This window comes from Pseudoxanthomonas sp. GW835-FHT14C01 (assembly GCF_058793715.1).
Window position 1 is genome coordinate 76,059 of record NZ_JBXAGB010000002.1, and the last position, 21,375, is coordinate 97,433.

General features: G+C 68.9%; 20 protein-coding genes and 1 riboswitch. Of the genes, 15 read left to right on the forward strand and 5 right to left on the reverse strand.

The window, feature by feature from the left end; genetic code table 11:
* The first annotated feature begins 49 nt into the window (after window positions 1–49).
* Window positions 50–844 (forward strand): DUF3667 domain-containing protein, encoded by a 795-nt coding sequence (locus tag AC1Q5B_RS07000; RefSeq protein ID WP_492631017.1) that lies wholly within the window; start codon window positions 50–52, stop codon window positions 842–844.
* 64 nt (window positions 845–908) lie between these two features.
* Here the strand turns inward: AC1Q5B_RS07000 and ettA are convergent, their stop codons facing one another.
* Window positions 909–2,576: an energy-dependent translational throttle protein EttA gene (gene ettA / locus AC1Q5B_RS07005; protein WP_192272905.1), complete on the reverse strand. Its 1,668-nt coding sequence runs from the start codon at window positions 2,574–2,576 to the stop codon at window positions 909–911.
* A 215-nt stretch (window positions 2,577–2,791) separates the two neighbouring features.
* Here ettA and AC1Q5B_RS07010 point away from each other — a divergent pair, with 215 nt between their 5' ends.
* The 8 genes from AC1Q5B_RS07010 to ribB all read left to right on the forward strand — a co-directional run bounded on the left by AC1Q5B_RS07010 (window position 2,792) and on the right by ribB (window position 9,722).
* Complete coding sequence (locus AC1Q5B_RS07010) at window positions 2,792–3,289, forward strand: RcnB family protein (RefSeq protein ID WP_492631018.1); 498 nt, start codon at window positions 2,792–2,794, stop codon at window positions 3,287–3,289.
* A gap of 134 nt (window positions 3,290–3,423) precedes the next feature.
* Window positions 3,424–4,677 carry a serine hydroxymethyltransferase gene (gene glyA / locus AC1Q5B_RS07015; protein WP_492631019.1) on the forward strand — a complete coding sequence of 418 codons (1,254 nt, stop codon included), beginning with the start codon at window positions 3,424–3,426 and terminating at the stop codon, window positions 4,675–4,677.
* Between the two features lie 9 nt (window positions 4,678–4,686).
* Window positions 4,687–5,223, forward strand: coding sequence for a transcriptional regulator NrdR (nrdR, locus tag AC1Q5B_RS07020; RefSeq protein WP_192202052.1), 537 nt, complete (start codon window positions 4,687–4,689; stop codon window positions 5,221–5,223).
* 3 nt (window positions 5,224–5,226) lie between these two features.
* Entirely contained in the window at window positions 5,227–5,745 is a 519-nt protein-coding gene (locus AC1Q5B_RS07025) for a GNAT family N-acetyltransferase (RefSeq protein WP_492631020.1), read from the forward strand.
* Window positions 5,738–6,835, forward strand: a complete 1,098-nt coding sequence (gene ribD, locus AC1Q5B_RS07030; protein WP_492631021.1) for a bifunctional diaminohydroxyphosphoribosylaminopyrimidine deaminase/5-amino-6-(5-phosphoribosylamino)uracil reductase RibD — start codon at window positions 5,738–5,740, stop codon at window positions 6,833–6,835. The genes AC1Q5B_RS07025 and ribD overlap by 8 nt, the downstream gene beginning before the upstream one ends.
* A gap of 10 nt (window positions 6,836–6,845) precedes the next feature.
* Complete coding sequence (locus AC1Q5B_RS07035; protein WP_492631022.1) at window positions 6,846–7,610, forward strand: class I SAM-dependent methyltransferase; 765 nt, start codon at window positions 6,846–6,848, stop codon at window positions 7,608–7,610.
* Window positions 7,611–7,690: 80 nt separating this feature from the next.
* Window positions 7,691–7,889: riboswitch (FMN riboswitch) on the forward strand.
* Window positions 7,890–8,028: 139 nt separating this feature from the next.
* Complete coding sequence (locus tag AC1Q5B_RS07040) at window positions 8,029–8,631, forward strand: riboflavin synthase (RefSeq protein ID WP_492631023.1); 603 nt, start codon at window positions 8,029–8,031, stop codon at window positions 8,629–8,631.
* A complete protein-coding gene (gene ribB / locus AC1Q5B_RS07045; protein ID WP_492631024.1) occupies window positions 8,628–9,722 on the forward strand; it encodes a 3,4-dihydroxy-2-butanone-4-phosphate synthase in 1,095 nt (364 codons plus the stop codon). The genes AC1Q5B_RS07040 and ribB overlap by 4 nt, the downstream gene beginning before the upstream one ends.
* Before the next feature lie 102 nt (window positions 9,723–9,824).
* On the opposite strand, the gene AC1Q5B_RS07050 is transcribed toward ribB, so the two are convergent.
* From AC1Q5B_RS07050 to AC1Q5B_RS07065, 4 genes are read right to left on the reverse strand one after another with little or no spacing between them, the layout of a single operon-like run.
* Entirely contained in the window at window positions 9,825–10,940 is a 1,116-nt protein-coding gene (locus AC1Q5B_RS07050; RefSeq protein WP_492631025.1) for a hypothetical protein, read from the reverse strand.
* Entirely contained in the window at window positions 10,940–12,004 is a 1,065-nt protein-coding gene (locus AC1Q5B_RS07055) for a hypothetical protein (protein WP_492631026.1), read from the reverse strand. The genes AC1Q5B_RS07050 and AC1Q5B_RS07055 overlap by 1 nt, the downstream gene beginning before the upstream one ends.
* A gap of 22 nt (window positions 12,005–12,026) precedes the next feature.
* The gene (locus tag AC1Q5B_RS07060) at window positions 12,027–12,749 is read right to left on the reverse strand and encodes a hypothetical protein (protein ID WP_492631027.1); all 723 of its coding nucleotides are present in this window, start codon (window positions 12,747–12,749) and stop codon (window positions 12,027–12,029) included.
* Window positions 12,746–14,458, reverse strand: a complete 1,713-nt coding sequence (locus AC1Q5B_RS07065; RefSeq protein WP_492631028.1) for a type II secretion system protein GspD — start codon at window positions 14,456–14,458, stop codon at window positions 12,746–12,748. Before AC1Q5B_RS07065 ends, AC1Q5B_RS07060 begins: the two co-directional genes overlap by 4 nt.
* A 108-nt stretch (window positions 14,459–14,566) precedes the next feature.
* On the opposite strand from AC1Q5B_RS07065, the gene AC1Q5B_RS07070 reads away from it, so the two are divergent.
* The 6 genes from AC1Q5B_RS07070 to AC1Q5B_RS07095 all read left to right on the forward strand — a co-directional run bounded on the left by AC1Q5B_RS07070 (window position 14,567) and on the right by AC1Q5B_RS07095 (window position 21,360).
* Window positions 14,567–17,335 (forward strand): tetratricopeptide repeat protein, encoded by a 2,769-nt coding sequence (locus AC1Q5B_RS07070; RefSeq protein WP_492631029.1) that lies wholly within the window; start codon window positions 14,567–14,569, stop codon window positions 17,333–17,335.
* Window positions 17,336–17,450: 115 nt separating this feature from the next.
* Window positions 17,451–17,918 carry a 6,7-dimethyl-8-ribityllumazine synthase gene (gene ribH, locus AC1Q5B_RS07075; protein WP_492631030.1) on the forward strand — a complete coding sequence of 156 codons (468 nt, stop codon included), beginning with the start codon at window positions 17,451–17,453 and terminating at the stop codon, window positions 17,916–17,918.
* A 43-nt stretch (window positions 17,919–17,961) separates the two neighbouring features.
* Window positions 17,962–18,429 carry a transcription antitermination factor NusB gene (gene nusB, locus AC1Q5B_RS07080; protein WP_475496756.1) on the forward strand — a complete coding sequence of 156 codons (468 nt, stop codon included), beginning with the start codon at window positions 17,962–17,964 and terminating at the stop codon, window positions 18,427–18,429.
* A gap of 1 nt (window position 18,430) precedes the next feature.
* A complete protein-coding gene (locus tag AC1Q5B_RS07085) occupies window positions 18,431–18,682 on the forward strand; it encodes a helix-hairpin-helix domain-containing protein (protein ID WP_492631031.1) in 252 nt (83 codons plus the stop codon).
* 7 nt (window positions 18,683–18,689) lie between these two features.
* Window positions 18,690–19,637, forward strand: coding sequence for a thiamine-phosphate kinase (gene thiL, locus AC1Q5B_RS07090; protein ID WP_492631032.1), 948 nt, complete (start codon window positions 18,690–18,692; stop codon window positions 19,635–19,637).
* 142 nt (window positions 19,638–19,779) lie between these two features.
* Entirely contained in the window at window positions 19,780–21,360 is a 1,581-nt protein-coding gene (locus AC1Q5B_RS07095) for a CocE/NonD family hydrolase (RefSeq protein WP_492631033.1), read from the forward strand.
* Window positions 21,361–21,375 lie beyond the last annotated feature (15 nt).

Sequence of the window (21,375 nt, forward strand, 5' to 3'; positions counted from 1 at the left end):
CGTTCCCAAAACGCGGGCTCGTCACTCTAGAATGCGACGCTTTGCTGCCATGGGGATGGCGATGTCGGAGACGGGGGCGTGCGCCAATTGCGCGCGGGCGATTGAGGGTCCTGAGCAGAAGTTCTGTCCGGCATGCGGTCAACCCACGCCGGCGCACCGCATCGACTGGCATTTCCTCGGTCACGAACTGGAGCACAGCGTGCTCCACATGGATCGCGGCATCCTCTACTCGCTGAAGGAACTGATGCTGCGGCCGGGCCACATGATGCGTGCGTACCTGGAAGGGCGCCGGGCGAACCAGGTCAAGCCGATGCTGCTGATCATGGTCATGGCGGCGGTCGTCGTGTTTCTGAGCAAATACTGGCTGGGCGAAGGCGTAATGGACCAGGTCTCCGCCTCGATGCCTGCGGTCAATGGCGAGGTCAGCAAGGGCATGGCGACGGCCATGAAGGCGTCAGGACGTGTTGCGGGCTGGATGAATCAGTATTTCGCGCTGTTCACGCTGTTGCTGCTCCCATTCGAAGCCGCAGCCTTCAGGCTGTCTTTCCATCGTTTCGCGAATTTCAACTATCCGGAATGGCTCGTGATCACGGCATTCCTGACGGTGCAGTCGTTCGTGTTCTGGGGGGTGCTGCTGTTGTTTAGTCGATGGCTTCCACAGCATGCAGTGTGGGCGACGACATTGTCGGTGCTGTTCGGAGTCTTCTCGCTGATACAGCTCTTCCGGAGATATCCATGGTGGAAGACGCTATTGCGTGCCGGGTTGGGTTTCGCAATCTTCTTCGTGGTCAGCGGCGTGATGACGCAGGCGCTGATCCTGGTCGTAGCGCTCCTGATGTACTGATTCCATCGGTACGTGAAAAGCCCGCCTTTCGGCGGGCTTTTTCGTGGAGCTCAGCGCGCGGACGTCACTTCAGCGCCTTGAACCGCAGGCGGTGCGGACGCGCACCTTCTTCGCCCAGACGACGCTTCTTGTCTTCCTCGTACTCGCGGTAGTTGCCCTGGAAGAACTCCACGTGCGAGTCGCCTTCGAAGGCGAGGATGTGCGTGGCGATGCGGTCCAGGAACCAGCGGTCGTGCGAAATGACGAAGGTGTTGCCGGGAAACTCCAGCAGCGCGTCTTCCAGCGCACGGAGGGTCTCGATGTCCAGATCGTTCGACGGTTCGTCGAGCAGCAGCACGTTGCCGCCCTGCAGCAGCGTCTTCGCCATGTGCAGGCGGCCGCGTTCGCCACCGGACAGCGAGCCGACCATCTTCTGCTGGTCCTGGCCCTTGAAGTTGAAGCGGCCGATGTACGCGCGCGACTGGATCTCGACACCATTGATGTTGAGGATGTCCAGGCCGCCCGAGATTTCCTGGAAGACGTTGTGGTTGCCTTCCAGCTTGTCGCGGCTCTGGTCCACGTAGGCCAGCTGCACGGTCGGGCCTTTGACGATCTCGCCGGAGTCCGGCTTCTCCTGGCCGGTGATCATCTTGAACAGCGTCGACTTGCCGGCGCCGTTCGGACCGATAATGCCGACGATCGCGCCGCCCGGGACCAGGAAGCTGAGGTTGTCGATCAGCAGGCGGTCGCCGAACTTCTTCGAGACGTTCTTGAACTCGATCACCGAGTTGCCCAGGCGTTCGCCCGGCGGAATGAAGATCTCGTTGGTCTCGTTGCGGCGCTGGTAGTCGACCGACTGCAGCTCTTCCAGGCGCGCCAGGCGGGCCTTGCCCTTGGAGCGGCCGCCCTTGGCGTTCTGGCGCGACCATTCCAGTTCCTTCTGGATCGCCTTCTGGCGGGCCTTCTCCTGGTTATCTTCCTGCTTCAGGCGTTCGTCCTTCTGGACCAGCCAGTCGGTGTAGTTGCCCTTCCACGGGATGCCGCGGCCGCGGTCGAGTTCGAGGATCCACTCGGCGGCGTTGTCGAGGAAGTAGCGGTCGTGGGTGACGGCCACCACGGTGCCGGTGTAGCGGGCGAGGAACTGTTCCAGCCACTCGACGGACTCGGCGTCCAGATGGTTGGTCGGTTCGTCGAGCAGCAGCATGTCGGGCTTCTGCAGCAGCAGGCGGCACAGCGCCACGCGACGCTTTTCGCCGCCGGACAGCTTGCCGACGATGGCGTCCCACGGCGGCAGGCGCAGCGCGTCGGCGGCCACGTCCAGCTGGTTTTCCAGCGTATGCGCGTCGCCGGCGGCGAGGATGGCTTCCAGGCGCTCCTGTTCCTTGGCCAGCGCGTCGAAGTCGGCGCCTTCTTCCGCGTAGGCGGCATAGACGGCTTCCAGCGCGGCCTGCGCCTGCAGCACGTCGCCCACGCCTTCCTCGACGGCCTGGCGGACGGTGTGTTCGGGATTCAGCTCCGGCTCCTGCGCCAGGTAGCCGACCTTGATGCCGGGTTGCGGGCGGGCCTCGCCTTCGAAATCGGTGTCCACGCCGGCCATGATCTTCAGTACCGTGGACTTGCCGGCGCCGTTCAGGCCCAGCAGGCCGATCTTCGCGCCCGGGAAGAACGACAGTGAGATGTCCTTGATGATCTGCCGCTTGGGCGGGACCACCTTGCTGACCCGGTTCATGGTGTAGATGTATTGCGAGGACATGCAGGCTCCGGTACGCAGGCCCCGGCGCCCGGCCGGGCAGCGGCGGGCGGGGAGGCAGAAGGGAAGGCGGCGATTATAGCCTTTCGGGCACGGCCGACCGGCGGCTGAATACGATTCGTCCACACCGTTTTGACATGGCCGTAACCGTTTCCAGCCGGAGACCGTTCAGATGTGATCGGCATGATGGGCTCACGTGCCACACAGAGGGCTTTCACATGAACACCAAGCGTATTTTCCAGAGCATGGCCTGCGCTGTCCTGGCCTTCGCCGTCACTGCTCCCGTGCTGGCGCGCGACGATCGCGGCCATGATCGCGGCCGTTCGCACCACCATGACCGTCGCGATGACCGTCGCGACTGGCGCGATGATCGCCGGGACGACCGCCGGGATTACCGCGACCAGCGCCAGGCCTATCGCCACGGCTATAACGATGGCCGTCGGGACGATCGCCGCTACGACCGTCGTTACGACGACCGCCGCTATTACGCGCCGCCGCGCGTGGTCTACCGTCCGGCTCCGGGCTATCACCGCTGGGCCAAGGGCCAGCGCTACCGCGACTATTACCAGGGCCCGGTCTACGTGGTGAACGACTACAACCGGTACCACGTGCGTCACCCCCCCCGTGGCTACCACTGGGTGCGCGACGACCGCGGCAACCTGCTGATGGTCGCCATCGCCACCGGCATCATCGCCGACCTGCTGCTGCACCACTGAGCCGAGCGGTCCGATGCCCCGAAAAGCGCGCTCCGGCGCGCTTTTCCTTTTCCGGAGGCCGACGGGACGGGGTGGCCCCGGGCCGGGCGGGCTACAATCGGCCATCCCGCCCGCCCTTGCTCCCCGGAGACCCGATGTTCCCGCGCGACGCCCGCATCGAAACCTACGATCCCGAACTGGCCCAGGCCATCGCCCACGAGGCGCGCCGGCAGGAGGATCACGTCGAGCTGATCGCCAGCGAGAACTACGCCAGCCCCCGCGTGCTGGAAGCCCAGGGCAGCGTGCTGACCAACAAGTACGCCGAGGGCTACCCGCACAAGCGCTACTACGGCGGTTGCGAGTACGTGGACATCGCCGAGCAGTTGGCGATCGACCGCGTGAAGCAGCTGTTCGGCGCCGACTATGCCAACGTGCAGCCGCATTCCGGCTCGCAGGCCAACCAGGCGGTCTATTTCGCCCTGTTGAATCCGGGCGACACCATCCTGGGCATGAGCCTGGCCCATGGCGGCCACCTGACCCACGGCGCCAAGGTCAACGCCTCCGGCAAGCTGTTCAACGCCGTCCAGTACGGCGTGAACGACCAGGGCCTGATCGACTACGACGAGGTCGAGAAGCTGGCGCTGGAGCACAAGCCGAAGATGGTCGTGGCCGGCTTCTCCGCCTACTCGCAGGTGGTCGACTGGGCGCGCTTCCGCGCCATCGCCGACAAGGTCGGCGCCTACCTGTTCGTGGACATGGCGCATGTGGCCGGCCTAGTCGCCGCCGGCGTCTATCCGAACCCGCTGCCGCATGCCCACGTGGTCACTTCGACCACGCACAAGACGCTGCGCGGCCCGCGCGGCGGCATCATCGTCGCCAAGGGCGCCGGCGAGGAGATCGAGAAGAAGCTGCAGAGCATCGTCTTCCCGGGCATCCAGGGCGGCCCGCTGATGCACGTCATCGCGGCCAAGGCCGTGGCCTTCAAGGAAGCGCTGGAGCCGGAGTTCAAGGCCTACCAGGCGCAGGTCGTGAAGAACGCGCAGGCGATGGCGAAGACGATCATCGCGCGCGGTTACAAGATCGTGTCCGGCGGCACCGAGAACCACCTGATGCTGGTCGACATGATCGGCAAGGACGTCAGCGGCAAGGATGCGGAAGAAGCGCTGGGCAAGGCGCACATCACCGTCAACAAGAACTCCGTGCCGAACGACCCGCGCAAGCCCTTCGTGACCTCGGGCCTGCGCATCGGTACGCCCGCCGTCACCACGCGCGGTTACGGCGAGCAGGACTGCGTCGATCTGGCCAACTGGATCTGCGACGTGCTCGACGCACCCAGCGACGAGGCCGTGCTGGCCAAGGTGCGGGACAACGTCACTGCGCAGTGCCGGAAGTATCCCGTCTACGGCTGATCCACGACGATGCATTGCCCCTTCTGCCAGCACACCGACACCCGCGTGATCGATTCGCGCGTGTCCGAGGACGGCGCGACGATCCGCCGTCGTCGCGAGTGCGAGGCATGCGGTGAGCGGTTCTCGACGCTGGAGAACATCGAGATCAAGCTGCCGGCGGTCATCAAGGGCGATGGCCGCCGCGACACCTTCGACGCGCGCAAGCTGCGCGCCGGCTTCGATCGCGCGCTGCAGAAGCGGCCGGTGTCGGAAGAGCAGATCGAGGCCGCCGTGCGTGCGGTGATCCATGCCATCCGCATGAGCGGCGAGCGCGAGATCGCATCGCGCAAGATCGGCGAGTTCGTCATGAACGAGCTGCGCAAGCTGGACCACGTGGGCTATGTGCGTTTCGCGTCGGTCTACCGCAGCTTCGAGGATGTCGCGGATTTCCGCGAAGAGATCGAGAAGCTCGAACGCGATCTCCCCGCCGGGGCCGGCCAGCTGTCGCTGCTCGGCGGCGACGTGGTCCCGTTCGACAAGCACGCGGACAAGAACAAGAAGCGCTGAATCGTGCGCATCGAGGCGATCGGGCGGCACCCGGCGTACATCGGATCGCTCGCGCGCTGGCACCACCGGGAATGGGGCGCGCTCTACGACGACTGGACGCTGGATGCCGCGGATGCCGAACTCCGCGACCATGCCTCGCGTACGTCGCTGCCGACCACGCTGCTGTTGCTTGACGGCGATGACCTGGTCGGCTCGGTCAGCCTTCTCATCGAGGATGCACCCGCCTTGCAGGATCGCGGCAGCCCCTGGCTGGGCAGTCTGTTCGTGGTGCCCGCGGCGCGCGGCCGCGGCGGCGGAAGGATCCTGGTCGATGCGGCCGTCGCGCACGCGGCCCGCGAAGGCGTGGCGGTGCTGCGGCTGTTCACCCTCTGGCACGAGGACTTCTATGCCTCGCTCGGCTGGCAGGCGGAAGAGCGCACGTCGCTGCACGGCACGCCGGTGGTGATCATGTCGATCCACCCCGCGCAGCGCGTGGCGCATACTGGCGCCCCTTTCGATGTCGCGTGGACGCTGCATGACTGACACCGCCTTCTCCGCCTTCGACCACCAGTGCATGGCGCGCGCGCTGCGGCTGGCCGAGCGCGGCGCCTACACCACGCGGCCGAACCCGATGGTCGGCTGCGTCATCGTGCAGGGCGAGCAGATCGTGGGCGAAGGCTGGCACCAGAAGGCCGGAGGCCCGCATGCGGAGGTGTTCGCGCTGCAGGCGGCCGGCGAGCGCGCGCAGGGCGCCACGGCCTACGTCACGCTCGAGCCCTGCGCGCACACCGGGCGTACCGGCCCCTGCGCGGACGCGCTGATCGCGGCCGGCGTCGCGCGTGTCGTGGCGGCGATGCGCGATCCGTTCCCGCAGGTCGACGGGGCCGGCTTCGACCGGTTGCGCGCAGCCGGCGTCGCCGTGCAGGCAGGACTGATGGAAGCGCAGGCGCGACGTCTGAATCGTGGCTTCCTGTCGCGCGTGGAGCGCGGGCGGCCGTGGATGCGGGTAAAGCTCGCCACCAGCCTGGATGGGCGCACCGCGATGGCGAATGGCGACTCCAAGTGGATCAGCGGCGAGGCCTCGCGCCGCGACGTGATGCGCTGGCGCGCGCGTGCCGGCGCCATCCTTACCGGTGCCGGCACGGTGCTGGCGGACGATCCCTCGCTGACGGTGCGCTTCGGTGACGACACGCCGTTCGAGCCGCCGCTGCGCGTGGTGCTGGACCCCGGCCTGGCCACGGTCGCACGCGGCAACGTGCGCCAGGGCGATGCCCCGACGCTTTATGTCCACTCCGCCGACGCGAAGCCGCCGCGCGATGTCGATGTCCAGCGCGTGGTGGCGCCGGCGACGGGCAGCAACGTCGACCTGAAGGCGGTGCTTGAGTTGCTGGCGACGCGCGGCATCAACGAAGTGCACGCCGAAGCCGGCGCGACGCTGGCGGGTGCGTTCCTGGCCGCGGGCCTGGCCGACGAGGTGCTGCTGTACGTCGCGCCGGTGCTGCTGGGCGACCAGGCGCGCCCGCTGTTCGGCGGACTGGGCATCCAGGCGATGGCCGACCGCATGAAACTGACGATTGTGGACAGCCGCGCGATTGGCGAAGATCACCGCCTCCTGCTGCAACCTGCCCGCTAGAACGCACGCCATGGTGGCCTTCAAGGATCATTTTTCCGGCGTCGCCGACGTCTATTTCGCCTCGCGCCCCACCTATCCGGAGACGCTGTACGACGCGATCGCAGCGGCGGTGCCGGCCAGCGCGCAGGTCTGGGAGCCCGGCTGCGGCAGCGGCCAGGCCACCCGCGGACTGGCCGCGCGCTTCGCCCATGTGTACGCCACCGATCCCAGCGCCGCGCAGATCAAGCGCCACTGGGCGAACGGCCAGCCGGATGCCAACGTCAGCCTGGCGGTCGAACCGGCCGAAACGACGGCGCTGGCCGATGGCAGCGTCGAGCTGATCGCGGTGGCGCAGGCGCTGCACTGGTTCGACCGCCACCGCTTCTTCGCCACCTGCGAGCGCGTCCTGCGGCCCGGCGGCGTGCTGGCGGCGTGGACCTACCAGGACATCATCTTCGAGGACGACCTGGCCGAGGCGGCCGAGAAGGTCCGCGACGACATCGATCCGTACTGGCCGCCCGAGCGCGCCGACGTGGACATGGGCTATGGCGATTATGTATGGCCGTTCGAGACCATCCCCACGCCGCGGCTGTGGCTGACCGCCGAATGGAACCTGCCCACGCTGCTGGGCTATTTCGGCAGCCTGTCGGCGACCGGCAGCTATCGCGCGGCCACCGGAGAAGACCCGGTCTACGCCCACACGCCGGCGCTGGCCGAAGTCTGGGGCGATCCGCAGCGCGTGCGCACGATGCGCTGGCCGCTGATCCTGCACCTGCGCCGCAAGCCGACCACCTGAGCCCGCGGAACGCTCCGTTCAGAGCCGCCGCCGGACCCTGCGTGTAGAATGCGCCGGCCGGTCCGCCGGCACACCACCAACGACGTCTTCAGGGCGGGGTGCGATTCCCCACCGGCGGTAGGTCGCGCAGCGACGAGCCCGCGAGCGCCTTGGGCAGCATGCGAGTCCCTCGCAAGAGCCCGCACGTCCCTGTGCGGACTTTCCAATGCTGCCGAAGGGTCAGCAGATCCGGTCCGATGCCGGAGCCGACGGTCATAGTCCGGATGAAAGAAGACGGCAACGCCGAACCGCGCGCGAGCGCGGCGTCGTGCGCCTGCCTTCGCGCCCCGGAGGCGTCTCCGCTTCGCTTTCGCGAGAGACGTTCCATGCCTTCCACGATGTCCCGTGCTTTTCCCGTCCTCCTTGCGGAGGTGTGCTGATGTTCACCGGCATCATCGAAGGCGTCGGCCGCATCGCCGCGCTGCAGCCGCTGGGCGGTGACGTCCGCCTGACCGTCGCCACCGGCTCGCTGCCGTTCGACGCCGTTCGGTTGGGCGAGAGCATCGCGGTGAGCGGCGTGTGCCTGACCGTGATCGCGTTCGACGACGCCAGCTTCCAGGCCGATGCCTCCACCGAGACGCTGTCGCTGACTACGCTCGGCGGACTGGCGGAAGGCGCCGTCGTGAACCTGGAACGTGCGATGCGACCGACCGACCGCCTCGGCGGCCATCTGGTCAGTGGCCATGTCGATGGCGTGGGCCGCGTGCTGTCCGTGCACGACGATGCGCGCGCGCAACGCTGGCGCTTCGCCGCGCCAGCGCCACTGCTGAAGTACATCGCCAAGAAGGGCTCGATCTGCGTCGACGGCGTCAGCCTGACTGTCAACGAGGTCGACGGCGAGGGCTTCGAGGTCGCGCTGATCCCGCACACGGTGTCGCACACCGCGTTCGCCGCCACCGCCGTGGGCGATGCGGTGAACCTGGAGATCGACCTGGTGGCGCGCTATGTCGAACGCCTGCTGGGCGAAAGGAGCGGCGCATGAACTTCGCCCCGATCCCCGAACTGCTGGAAGAGATCCGCCACGGCCGCATGGTCGTCATCGTCGACGACGAGGACCGCGAGAACGAAGGCGACCTGATCATGGCCGCCGAGCTGGTCAAGCCGTCGGACATCAACTTCATGGTCACGCATGCGCGCGGACTGGTCTGCCTGTCGCTGACGCGCGAGCGTTGCGCGCAGCTCGGACTGTCGCCGATGGTGCAGACCAATACCGCGCAGTTCCATACCAACTTCACCGTCAGCATCGAGGCGGCCGAGGGCGTGACCACCGGCATTTCCGCCTACGACCGCGCGCATACCGTGCGCACCGCCGTACGTCCGGATGCGAAGGCCAGCGACCTCAGCCAGCCGGGCCACATCTTCCCGCTGATCGCCCAGCCCGGCGGCGTGCTGACGCGCGCGGGCCACACCGAAGCGGCCAGCGACCTGCCGCTGCTCGCCGGCCTGGAGCCGGCCGGCGTGCTGGTGGAAGTGCTGAATCCCGACGGCAGCATGGCGCGCCGCCCGCAGTTGGAAGTGTTCGCGCGCGAGCACGGGTTGAAGATGGGGTCGATCGCCGACCTGATCGCCTATCGCCTGGCCACCGAACACACCGTCGAGCGCATCGACGCGCGCGATATCGAGACCGAGTTCGGCCCGTTCCAACTGGTCACCTACCGCGACCGCATCGCGCACGACCTGCACTTCGCGCTGGTCCGCGGCACGCCCGACAAGGCCACGCCGACGCTGGTGCGCGTGCAGGTGGAAAACCCGCTGAGCGACCTGCTGCACTGGCGCCGCGACGACTTCGGCGTGCACGCGACCGATGCGCTGCGGGCGATCGCGGCCGAAGGGCAGGGCGTGATGGTGGTGCTGTCCGAACCGCGCAGCGCCGACGCGTTGCTGGCGCGCCTGCGCAAGCAGCCGGAGGTGCAGGCCAACGCCAAGGACGTCGGCCAGTGGCGCCGCAACGGTGCCGGCGCGCAGATCCTGGCCGACTTGGGCCTGGGCAGGCTGCGGGTGCTGGGCACGCCACGCCGGCAGGTCGGCCTGGCCGGCTTCGGGCTGGACGTGGTGGAGTATGTCCAGCCTTGAGGTCGGCGGTCGCGTGCTCACCTCACGGTGGCTTTCAGCGATGGACTGCGTACTCGCCACCACGCGCCGGGGACGTCTTCAGTGCCCGGGTCCGGCATGCACTCACGGTAGAGGGAACGGCCACGCATCGGCGGGATTTCCGTTGACGGGGCCCAGCAACTCGATGTTGTCCCAGCGCAGCTCCACGAACTGGTCGTCGACCAGGGTGTTAGTGCATTCGGTAACGCCGACCATGCGCGGCACGCTGCCGAGGCCCTCGTTGCCGTAGCCCAATGCGACCCTGCCAGGAATCATGCTGATCGTGTCGGCATCGCGTCCGTGGCTGAAGTACATCTGCCTGACTGGCGACTGCACCCAGCAACGCGTGGTGTCCGAGCTGCTGGAGCCGAAGCGGATCGCGGTCACCCGCCACGGGTAGCGGAGGCCAATCCGCTTGTGGGTTTCCCACGGGCAATAGGTGCCGAGTGGGCCGCTGCGGGTGCGGATCCGCATCTTGCCGCCGTCCGCGAACACACCGACATCCTGGCGCGAGAACCGCGTCCCCGGAGCGGAGCAGCCCCAACCCCTGTCCCGTGAGCCGGTGCCATACGTCCAGCCACCGAAGTCGCCCAGTTCGACGATATGGGCCGGGAGTCCGGCCGTGTGGACCTTCATCCCGATGACCGGCAGCGGCCTTGTGCTGACCTCCACCCTCGGCTTGCTGCGATCGGCGTAGACCACGGCCATGTGCAATGGCGAGCCTCCGGTCGGCAGCACGGGTCCAAGGCTGAAGGTGACATAGGTCTCCAACGTGAGTGTGCCATCTTGGCCGACGCGGCGCGGTGTGCTGAAGGAAGTGAGGGAATTGGGCGTGAGATCTTCGCGCGTCCAGACGCTATTGCCTGGGTTGCGGCTTGCGGACACGTCCACATTCACTTCGCCAGGCGGCAGGTTGGTGAACTCCAGCTTCACGTAGATCGGATTGCCCTGGTACACATCGCTGCTGCGCCCTGTCTCTGGGTCGTAGTAGCGGATGATGGCCACGGCGGGCGGCATGCGCACTGGGCCGACCACCGGGTCTGGCCGCTTCAACTGGCCCGGTTGCGGCATTGTTGGCACGGCTTGCGGGGGATCGACCTTGCGCTCGGGGATGGCCTGTACCTGGGCGGTGGCGGTGGCTGAGATCAGGCACAGGATGAGGGCGGCGATGCGCGCGCCGGCGCGGAGGAAGGTGCGCATCAGCGGCCCCACGACCACGGGCGACCTTCCGGAACTTCCACTTCCACCGAGTCCCATGTGACTTCGAGGAAGTGGTCGTTGAGCAGGGTGTTGTTGCAGCGCATGGCCAGCAGCATGACCGGCAGGCGGCTGCCCGTGAGGTTACGCAGGTTGGCCACTACTTGGCGGCCGTTGCCGACCTGCACCCAGTCGGTGCGCTGGTCCATGCCCATCGGGGGCGGATCGAGGTCGAAGTCCGGCTTGGGCTTGGTGCATTGGTCGCTGGCCCGCGCCGACCAGGTGATCGCCACGACCTTCGACGGATAGTCCAGCGCCGGGGTTTGGGTCGTGCGGCTGATCCAGTTGCACCAGGTGCCCAGTGGGCCGCTGCGGATGGTAAACACGACCTTGCCGTTGCGTACGCTTTTACCAACCGGGTAGGTGCCTGCCGGTGTCCACGATTCGCCTTCGCACACCGACGGGCTCGGGCCGAACGAGGGCTGCAGGCTGAACATCTCCGCCATCTCGCCGGTGCGCGTCCACGTCTCGCGCCGCATCCGGGTCATGATCACGTAAGCGTGGTCGAAGGCGAACGTTTCGCGACGGCCATCGGGCCGGTCGACGAGGGCCAGCAGGTGCAGCTTGACCACGCCGTCGGGCGGCACCGCCCCTTCGCGCACGACCATCGACACGTTGCGCTTCTCCTCGGTGGTCGAGAGGATGCGGTTGGTGGACGGGTTGAACTGGGAGACGCCATCGGCCGGATAGCGGCTGCGGTCAAGCTCCACCCGCAGGGTTCCCTCGGGCAGGTTGCGGAACGCCAGCGAGATATCGAACGGGCGACCGACATACAGGCGGGTCGCCAGCGGAAACGGACCGTTCGACGACTGCGCCTCGTTGCGGTCGAACGCTTTGAGCAGCTCCATCTGCGGGCCGAGCGCACGCAGCACCGGTAGCTTGCGCGCATCGATCTGCGGGCCAGTGGGCGGGTTGATAAGGCGCGGTGGAGTCTGCGCCGGTGCTGGCACGCTGCCGGCAACACCGGCGAGCAGGCATAGCAACAGCAAAAGCGGACGGGCGGGCATGGTGGTTCCTTGGTGGGTGCGCTCAGTGCGCGGGATGGACCTGCAGGACCGGCCATCCCAGGTCGCGGTTGAGCGCGGGGATGGACTGGCCGGAAAACTCGAACAGCGTTTCGGTGGACAGCACACCGGCGTGGCGTGGCGCGAGATGGATGCGGACTTGGCGGCCGTCCGGTGAACGCCACTGGATGCGGGCGGCGTCTTCGCCATTGCGCGACACCGGTGCGTCCGCGCGCAGGCGCATCGAATCGAGGCCGCGACCGGTGAAGGTGTACAGCCGCCCCTCGCCGACGCGGCCCTGTTCGCTGGCGGCGGGCTGGCGCGGATCAAGGAAGGCGCGGTCCGGCGCGACCCGCAACGGGATGTGGTGTTCGCGCGGCGCTACACCCAGTGCTGCCGGTCGGCGCAACACCAGCTTCTGGCCGGGTACAGCGGTCTCCACGCGCAGCAGTGACATCGTGCTGGTCGGCGTGCGCGGACAGTGCCTTGGTACCGCGGTGCCGGCACGCAGCCGGGCGACGGTGCCGGGCACGGACTGGATCTGCAGCGCATCCGCATCGGCCTCCTGGACCGACACGATGCAGGGCACGCCGGCGTAGCACGTCGACGGCGCGGACCGCGTTCCGGGCCGTGCCTCGATGTCGGCGCACAGCCACAGCGGGCTTGCCTGCGCCGACGCCGCGCCGGGTGCCGCCATCGCACCCAGTACGAGCCACGCGATGCCCGACCTGAAGCGCGTCGCGTTCATCGAGCCGCCGCATCCGGCATGGCGGCCGACGCCACGGGTTGCGGCAGTGCAGCCAGGAAGGCGTGCCGCAGCTGCGGATCGTGCAGGTCGCGCACGCCGACATCGGAGACCGAGGCGCGCGAGAAAAAGCGGCTTTGCTGGAATCTGTCGGCGGTCGCCGCGATCCCATGGTTCGGCTCGACCAGCGTGTCCCAGAGCCGCATCAGCTTCTGCACCGCGTCGCCGCGTCGCTCACTGGTGGCCAGGCCGAGAGGCCGCGATGGTGTCACCAGGATGATCACCGAGCGCTGCCGGCGCTGGTCGGTCTTGCGGTTGAAGGCCATGTCCAGCACCGGGATGTCGCCCAGCACCGGCACGCCCGACTCGTTGCCATCGCTGACCGATTCGCTCAGGCCGCTGAGCACCAGCGTCTCGCCGAAGCGCACGTCGGCGGTGGCCGCGACGTTCTGCTGGAAGGTCGCCAGCTGCTGGGAAAAACTGCCCACGCCCTGGTCGCTGAAGAAGCTGCGATCGGCCTCCACGCGGAAGCGCGCGCCGTCCTGGCGGATCTCGGCCGGGGTGATCTTCAGGCCGACACCGACGTTGATCTTGTCCAACTGCGCGAACTGCACGCCGCTGAGCGCGACGTTGAGCTGTTCGCCGACGAAGAACGTGGATTGCTCGCCGAGGAATGCGCTCAGGCTGGGCCGCGCGATCACTTCGTAGTTGCGCTGACCGCGGTTAAGGATGTTGAGGTTGTAGGTGATGTCGGGGATGCGGATCAGGCGGGTGATCGAGGTGCTTTCGGCGGTGCCGGACACATCGCTCACGCGCTGGCGCTGGTGGCTCTTGCCGAACTGCACCTGCAGCGACTCCAGCAGGTTGACGCCCCGGCTGCGGCTGCGGCGCAGGTCGCCCAGGATCAGGGTCACGTCCACGGTGAGCTGCTGCGGGGCCGGCGCGGCGTCTCCGGCGAACGCGTCACCGCCGTCGATGCCACCGGGCGTGGTCGCGTCGACCGCCGCGGTACGCAGCAGGGCATCGGCACGCTGGACCACCTGCTCGCGTTGCGACGACGGCATGGCAAGGGGGGCGCTCGCGACCAGACGGGCGACGGCAGGCGCGTCGTCGGCGCCGGCGGCGGCCAGGACGGAGGTGCGCCACGCACCGATGGCCTGCGGTTCCAGCGCGCTGGCGCGTGTGGCCGAGGCACGCGCCAGCGCGAGATCGCCGGTCATGTAGGACGCGGCGGCCAGCCCCTCGTAGGCCCAGGCGGCATCGGGGGCCGCCATCACCGCGCGGGCGAAGGCTTCCTGGGCTGCGGCATGGCGCTGCTCGCGCATGGCGTTGATGCCGGCCAAGTACGCCGGCCAGGGGCCGCTGTCGCCGAGCCGGGCAGCGGCTTCCAGACCGGAGCCGGCCACGTCCAGCAACGAGGCCTCGTCCTGGATCTGGTGGGCGGCGGCCAGCAGCAGGTGATGGCCGGGGTCGCGCATGTCACGGGCGAGCAGGCCTTCGGCCAATGCCTGGGCCCGGGTTCCCTGGCCCTGTTCAAGCGCGTGTCGTGCCTGCAGCAGCAACTGGCTGCGGTCGACCGTTGCGGGCGCCTCCGCGGCGGCGTCGCGGCGCGGCACGCTGCTGCAGGCCGTGGCCGACAATGCCAGCGCGAGTGCGATTGCGCCGGCCAACCGGCGTCCTGTATTGATAGTCGGGTCGAGCGTGGTCCCCATCGAAGTCCCCTGCAGTGGCGAAGGGACGCACGGTGGGCCCGTTCCCGGCATGGGGCGTGACGGAATTCCTACCTTTTCCCTACTTTTGCGGGACGCTGGAGCTTTTCCTTGAAAATCAACGATCAAGAAGGCGCTCCGACAGGGTTGGACGGGCGGCGCGAATGGCGTTTCCGCTTTGGCGAGTGCCTGTTCGACGGCCGCAGCCTCGACCTGAGCGTCGCCGGCGCGCCGGTGAAGCTGGAGCGCAAGCCGCTGGAAGTGCTCTGGCACCTGTTGCAGCACGCGGGCGAGGTGGTCACCAAGCAGGAACTGCTGGATGCGGTCTGGGACGGCCGCATCCTCAGCGACGCGGTCCTGACCAAGGCCATGGCACGCCTGCGGCAGGGCCTGCGCGACGAATCGCAGGCCCTGATCAAGACCATCCACGGCTACGGCTACCGGCTGATCGCGCCCGTCCAGGTCGAGGCCAGTGGTCCGCAGCCGCTGTTGCCGGCGCTGCCTGAGCTGGAGGTGGACGGGGTACCGCCGCTGCGTCCGCTGTGGCGGCTGGAGCGGCGCCTGGGTGCCGGGGGTTCCGGTGAAGTCTGGTGCGTGCGTCATGCCAAGACGGGCGAGCGGCGTGTGTTCAAGTTCGCCCTGGACCCGGACAGCCTGACCTCGCTCAAGCGCGAGATCACCTTGCAGCGGGTGTTGGCCGATTCGCTCGGTCCGCGCGCCGATTTCGTGCGGCTGCTGGACTGGAATCTGGAAGAGTCGCCGTTCTACGTGGAGTACGACTACGTCGAAGGCGGTTCGCTGCTGGACTGGGCGGCCACGGAAGGTGGCCTGGCCCAAGTGCCCATGACGCAGCGGCTCGAAATGGTGGCGCAGATAGCGGACGCGCTGGCCGCCGCGCATTCGGTCGGTGTGCTGCACAAGGACCTCAAGCCGGGCAACGTGCTGGTCGATGTCGACGCGACGGGCGCTCCCCAAGTCCGGCTCGCCGACTTCGGCAGCGGCCGGCTGATCGACCTGGCCCGGCTGGAAGCGCTGGAAATCACCCGCATGGGGTTCACCGTTGCCGACGCCGCCGGCGCCGATTCGGGCGGCACCCTGCTGTACCTGGCGCCGGAAGTGCTGGCCGGACAGCCGCCGACCGCGCGCTCCGACATCTATGCGCTGGGGGTGCTGCTCTACCAGATGCTGGCCGGCGACAACCTGCGGCCATTCGCGCCCGGCTGGGAACAGCACGTGGACGATCCGCTGCTGGGCGAGGACATCGCCGCCGCCGCTGCCGGCGAACCGGCCGCCCGGCTGGGCGATGCCTCGGAGCTGGCCCGGCGCCTGCGCACGCTGGATGCGCGTCGCGAGGCGCGGCAGCGCGAGCAGGATCTGCACGAAGAGGCCGAGCGCATGCGCCGTACCCTCGCGTTGTCGGCGGCGCGTCGACGACGTTGGGTCATGGCCAGCGGTGTACTGGGCGTGGTCCTGTGCGTGGTGGCGGGCCTGCTGCTGCAGGTGCGCAGCGCCCGCCAGCAGGCCGAGTCCGAGGCGAGGATCGCGGCAGCGGTCAACCGTTTCCTCACCGACGACCTGCTCGGCCAAGCGAACCCGCTGGTGTCCGGGCGCAGCGACGTGCAGGTGCGCGACCTGCTCGATGCCGCCGCGCGCGAGGTCGGCAGCCGTTTCCCCGAACAGCCGGCCACCGAAGCCTCGGTGCGTCTTGCATTGGGTCGCGCGTATCTGAACCTGGGCGAGTTCGACAAGGCGCAGCGCCAGCTGGAGACGGCGCTGGAGATCGCACCCGCGCAGGCAGGCCAGGTGGAACTGGAGGTCGAGGTACGCACGGACCTGGCCAAACTGTGGACGCGCAAGGGAGACCAGGCGCGCGCGCGGCAGATGCTGGCGCCGCTGCTGACCCATGCGGATCCGGCGGTGCGTGCGCGTGCCGGGCTGGACGACGCCTTCGCCCTGCTGCATGCCGGTGATGCGGCCGGTGCGCTGGCGGCGCTGGACACGCTGCTGCCGGCCGTGGTCTCGCAGTTCGGTGATAGTGCGACCGAGAGCCTGACCGCGCGGGTCTACCGCGCCAACGCCCAGCGCGAACTGGGCAATTACGATGCCGCCATCGCCGACTACCGCCAGGCCTTGGCCGGGCGCGAAGCACTGCACGGGCGCGGCCACATCGCCACGCTGGAAGCGATGCGCGGACTAGGCGGCGCGCTGTTCCTGGCCGAGCGTCACGAGCAGGCGCTGCCCGTGCTGCAGTCGGCGCACGTGTTGGCGGGCGATGTCCTGGGCAAACGCCACGATCACACGCTGACCATCGCGTCTGACCTGTCGCTGGTGCTGCAATCGCTCAAGCGCTATCCCGAGGCGGAGGCGCTGATGCTGGCCACGCTGGACGCGCGCGCCGCCGACTACGGGCACGATTCCAGCGACTATCGCAGCCTGCTCAACAACCTGGGCGTGCTGTACGGCGAGACCGGAAACCTGCAGCGTCAGTACGACTATCTGCAGCGCAGTTGCGAGGCCGAGCATGCCGTTGCCGGCGCGACCCACCCCAACACCCTGATCTGCGACCACAACCTGGCCCGGGCGCTGGTCGACCTGGGCCGCTACCGCGAGGCCGAAGCACTGGAGCGACGCACCATGGCGCAGGCGCCGCCGGTGTTCGGCGACAGCCATTTCTTCATCGGCGTGGTGGGTTACACCTATGCGGCCATCGTAGGCCGGCTCGGCCGTACGGCCGAGTCCGAGCAGCGTTTCGAGGCTGCCATCGCGCTGCTCGACAAGGCATTGGGACCCGGCAACGAGCGGACGCGGCAGGCCATCGCGTTGCGCGAGCAGACCCGTCGCGCAGGAGGCGCGGCCGCGGCGGGGGCTTCCGCGCGCTGAACCTGCCGGGCCGGCGTCGGCCGCGACGTGATCGTGTACGTCCGGCCCTGACCCTCGCCGGCAGACCGGCCGGTCGCCCCGGCTGGTAGACTTGCCCACCCCCAAGGAACCCGCCATGTCCCACTACGAAGGCGATCTGCGCGCGCCCGACGGCGCCCGCTTCGCGATCATCGCCAGCCGCTGGAACCCGCGCATCACCGATGTGCTGGTCGCCGGCGCGCGCCAGAGCCTGGCCGGCAACGGGGTGGGCGAGGACGCGATCGACGTGGTGCGCGTACCGGGCGCGTGGGAAATCCCGCTGGTCGCCGCACGCCTGGCCGCTGCTGGCGACCACGCCGCCATCATCGCGCTCGGTTGCGTGATCCGCGGCGATACCCGCCACTACGAGCACGTCGCCGACCGCTGCGCCGAAGGCCTGATGCGCGTGCAACTCGATACCGGCGTGCCGGTGCTGAACGGCGTGCTGGCGGTGGAGCGCATCGAGGACGCCGAAGCGCGTGCCGGTGGCAGCCACGGCAACAAGGGCGAGGAAGCCGCGCTGGCCGCCATCGAGATGGCGCACCTGATGGCGCAGTTCTCCTGATCCCGACCCGACAAACCGACTAGCCCGCAGTACAGGAGCCGACGTGAGCCGACATCAACATCCCCACCGCAAGGACGGCGTCGATCCGGTCACGCGCGCCCGTGCGCGCCGCCGTGCGCTGCAGGCTGTCTATGCGTGGCAGATGTCGGGCGGCGAAGTGGGCCAGGTGATCGCGCAGTTCGCGCACGAGCAGGCGCACGAGATCGCCGACCTCGAGTACTTCGAGGACCTCGTGCGTGGCGTCGTCCGCCATCGCGCCTCGCTGGACGAGGCGCTGCTGCCGTTCCTCGACCGCACGGTGGAGGAAGTCGACCCCATCGAGCGCGCCGTGCTGCGCATCGCCGCCTACGAACTGATCCACCGCCTCGACGTGCCGTACCGCGTCGTGCTCAACGAGGCCATCGAGACCGCCAAGCGGTTCGGGTCCGAGCACGGCCACACCTACATCAACGGCGTGCTCGACCACGCCGCCGTCGAATGGCGGCCCGCCGAGGCGCAGGCGCGGCGCTGACGTGTCCGTCGGCGACGCACGGTTTCCCGCGGACGAACGCGACGCCTTGCTGGCGCTGAAGGGCGTCGGTCCTACCGTCGTGCAGCGGCTGGAGCAGATGGGCATCGCGTCGCTGCGGCAACTGGCCGCCGCCGAACCGTCCGGGATCGTCGCCAGCGCCGCGGGCTTGACCGGTTCGTCCTGCTGGAAGAACAGCCCGCAGGCCCGCGCGGCGATCCAGGCCGCCGTCGATCTGGCGCGTTCGCGCGGCTGACTCCGCCATGGCGAGCAGCGAATTCGACCTGATCGCCCGCATCCGCGCCCGCGCGGCGACGCGCGACGACATCGTCCTCGGCATCGGTGACGATGCCGCGCTGCTGGCGCCGCCTCCGGGCCGGCAGCTGGTCGTCACCGCCGACACGCTGAACGATGGCGTCCATTTCCCGCACGGCACGCCGCCGGCCGACATCGGCTGGAAGGCGCTGGCGGTGAACCTCTCCGATCTCGCCTCGATGGGCGCCGAGCCGGCGTGGTGCACGCTGTCGCTGTCGTTGCCGCAGTCCGATGCGGCATGGATCGAAGGTTTCCTCGATGGCTTCGTCGCGCTGGCTGACGAACATGGCGTCGCTCTGGTGGGCGGCGACACGACACGTGGGCCATTGTCGCTGTCGGTCACCGCGATGGGGTTCGTGGACCCGGGCCGCGCGCTGCGGCGGGATGGCGCGCGGTTCGGCGACGACATCTGGGTCACCGGCACGCTGGGCGACGCGGCGGGCGCGCTGGCGCTGCTGGAACGCGATCCGGCCCATGCGCTGCGTGCGCGGCTGGATCGCCCCACGCCGCGCGTCCGCGCCGGGCGTGCGCTGGTGGGGCTGGCGAGCGCGTGCGTGGACGTGTCCGACGGCCTTCTGGCCGATCTGGGCCATATCTGTGCACGCAGCGGTGTCGGCGCACGGGTCAAGGTGTGCGCACTGCCGGCCTCCGGGGCGCTGTCCGACGCATTCGATGCCGAGTCGCGCACCGCACTGCAGGCCGGCGGTGGCGACGATTACGAACTCTGCTTCACCGCTGATCCATCGCACCGCGAACGCATCGCATCGCTCGCGTCCCGCCTCGATCTGCGCATCACCCGCATCGGCCACCTCGCCGCCGGCAGCGGCGTAGCGGCGGTCGATGCCACCGGCGCGCCCTGGCAACCGCCGCGCGCGGGCTACGACCACTTCGGCTGATCCCGCGCGCCGCGCTGCACCGCAGCGTGGCCGACCCCATACCTGGTGGTATGGTCTGCCCGCTCGTTCCCCCCGACGGGTTCCATCGCATCGCTTACCCGCCAGGTCTTCCGGCCCGGCCTCGCCTGTGAGGAACCTCTGCATGAACCGATCCATCTGGCGCGGCCTGCTGGCCGTCGCGTTGCTGGTGTTCTCTTCGGCGGCCTTCGCGGCCGGCTACAGCAAGACTTACGAACGCATCCGCAGTTGGGACGGCACGCCACTCGGCGCGCTCGTGCTGGTGCCGCAGGGGCAAGGCGATGGCCCGTTCCCGCTGATCGTCATGCCCGCCAGCTGGGCGCTGCCCAACCTGGAATACGTCGGCCGCGCCAGCCAACTCGCCTCCAACGGCTATGTCGTCGTCAGCTACACCTCGCGCGGCTTCTGGGACTCGGCCGGACAGATCGATATCGCCGGACCGGCGACGGTCGAGGACGTCAGCGCGGTCATCGACTGGGCGCTGGCCAACACGCCATCGAATCCGAACGCGGTCGGCGCCTCCGGCATCTCCTACGGCGCGGGGACCAGCCTGCTGGCGGCAGCCCGCGATCCACGCATCCGGGCGGTCGCCGCGCTGAGCGGCTGGGCGGACTTGGAGGCTTCGCTGTACGCGCACCAGACCGTCAGCGAGCAGGGCGTCACCCTGCTGGTCGCCGCGGGCGCGGCCACTGGCCGCCCGGGACCCGACCTGGCGCGCGTCACGGCGCGTGCCTTGCTCGGCGATTTCGAGGGCGCGGTGCAGGGTTTCCTGCCGCAGGCATCGAGTCGCGGCGTGGTGCATGAAGTGGACGCATTGAACCGGCAGGGCACCGCGGTGCTGCTGGCGAACGCGTTCAACGACGGTCTGTTCCCGCCCAACCAGTACGTGGATTTCTATAACCGCCTGCGCGGACCGAAGCAGCTGATCTTCAGTCAGGGCGATCACGCGACAGCGGAACTGCCGGGCGCGCTCGGCCTGCCGAACCAGGTGTACGACGCGGCGACGCGCTGGTTCGATCGCCACTTGAAGGGGCGGATCAACGGGGTCGACGGCGAGGCGCCGGTGCGCCTGTCCACGCGCGAGGGCCGCTGGCTGTCGTATGCGGACTGGAATGCGGTGCAGGCCGCGCCGACCGAATACGGGCTGGCTGCACCCAGCGGATGGCTCGCGCCCACCGGCGCCCTGGTAAGCGGTGCCTCGACCGGCTGGAGCCATCGCATCGCCACCGGCGTGCCGACCGTCGCCGATTCCGGCGTGGTGCTGTTGAGCGGCTTGCTGCAGGGCCTGGGCGCACCGACGACGGCGTCGGTACCGCTGGTGAACCGCGCCGGTGCCGGCGTGTGGGTAGGGCCGGCGATGGCGGGCGAGCGTACCGTGGCCGGATCGCCGGCGCTGCGCGTGACGGTGACGCCCAGCCAGCGCGACGTCACCCTGTTCGCCTATCTCTACAGCATGGACGCGTGGGGGATCGGCACGCTGATCACCCACAAGCCCTACAGCCTGCGCGGCGTCACCGCCGGCCAGGCGCGCACGATCGACATGACACTGGAAGCGAATGCCGCGCGCGTGCCGGCCGGCCATCGCCTGGTACTGTTGGTCGACACGCACGATCCACGCTACACGGAAGCGGCAGGGTTGGGCGGCACGGTGACGTTCTCGTCGCCGGCCGCCGCGCCATCGCGGCTGCGCGTTCCGCTGCGCTGACCGGCGTTCGCGCCG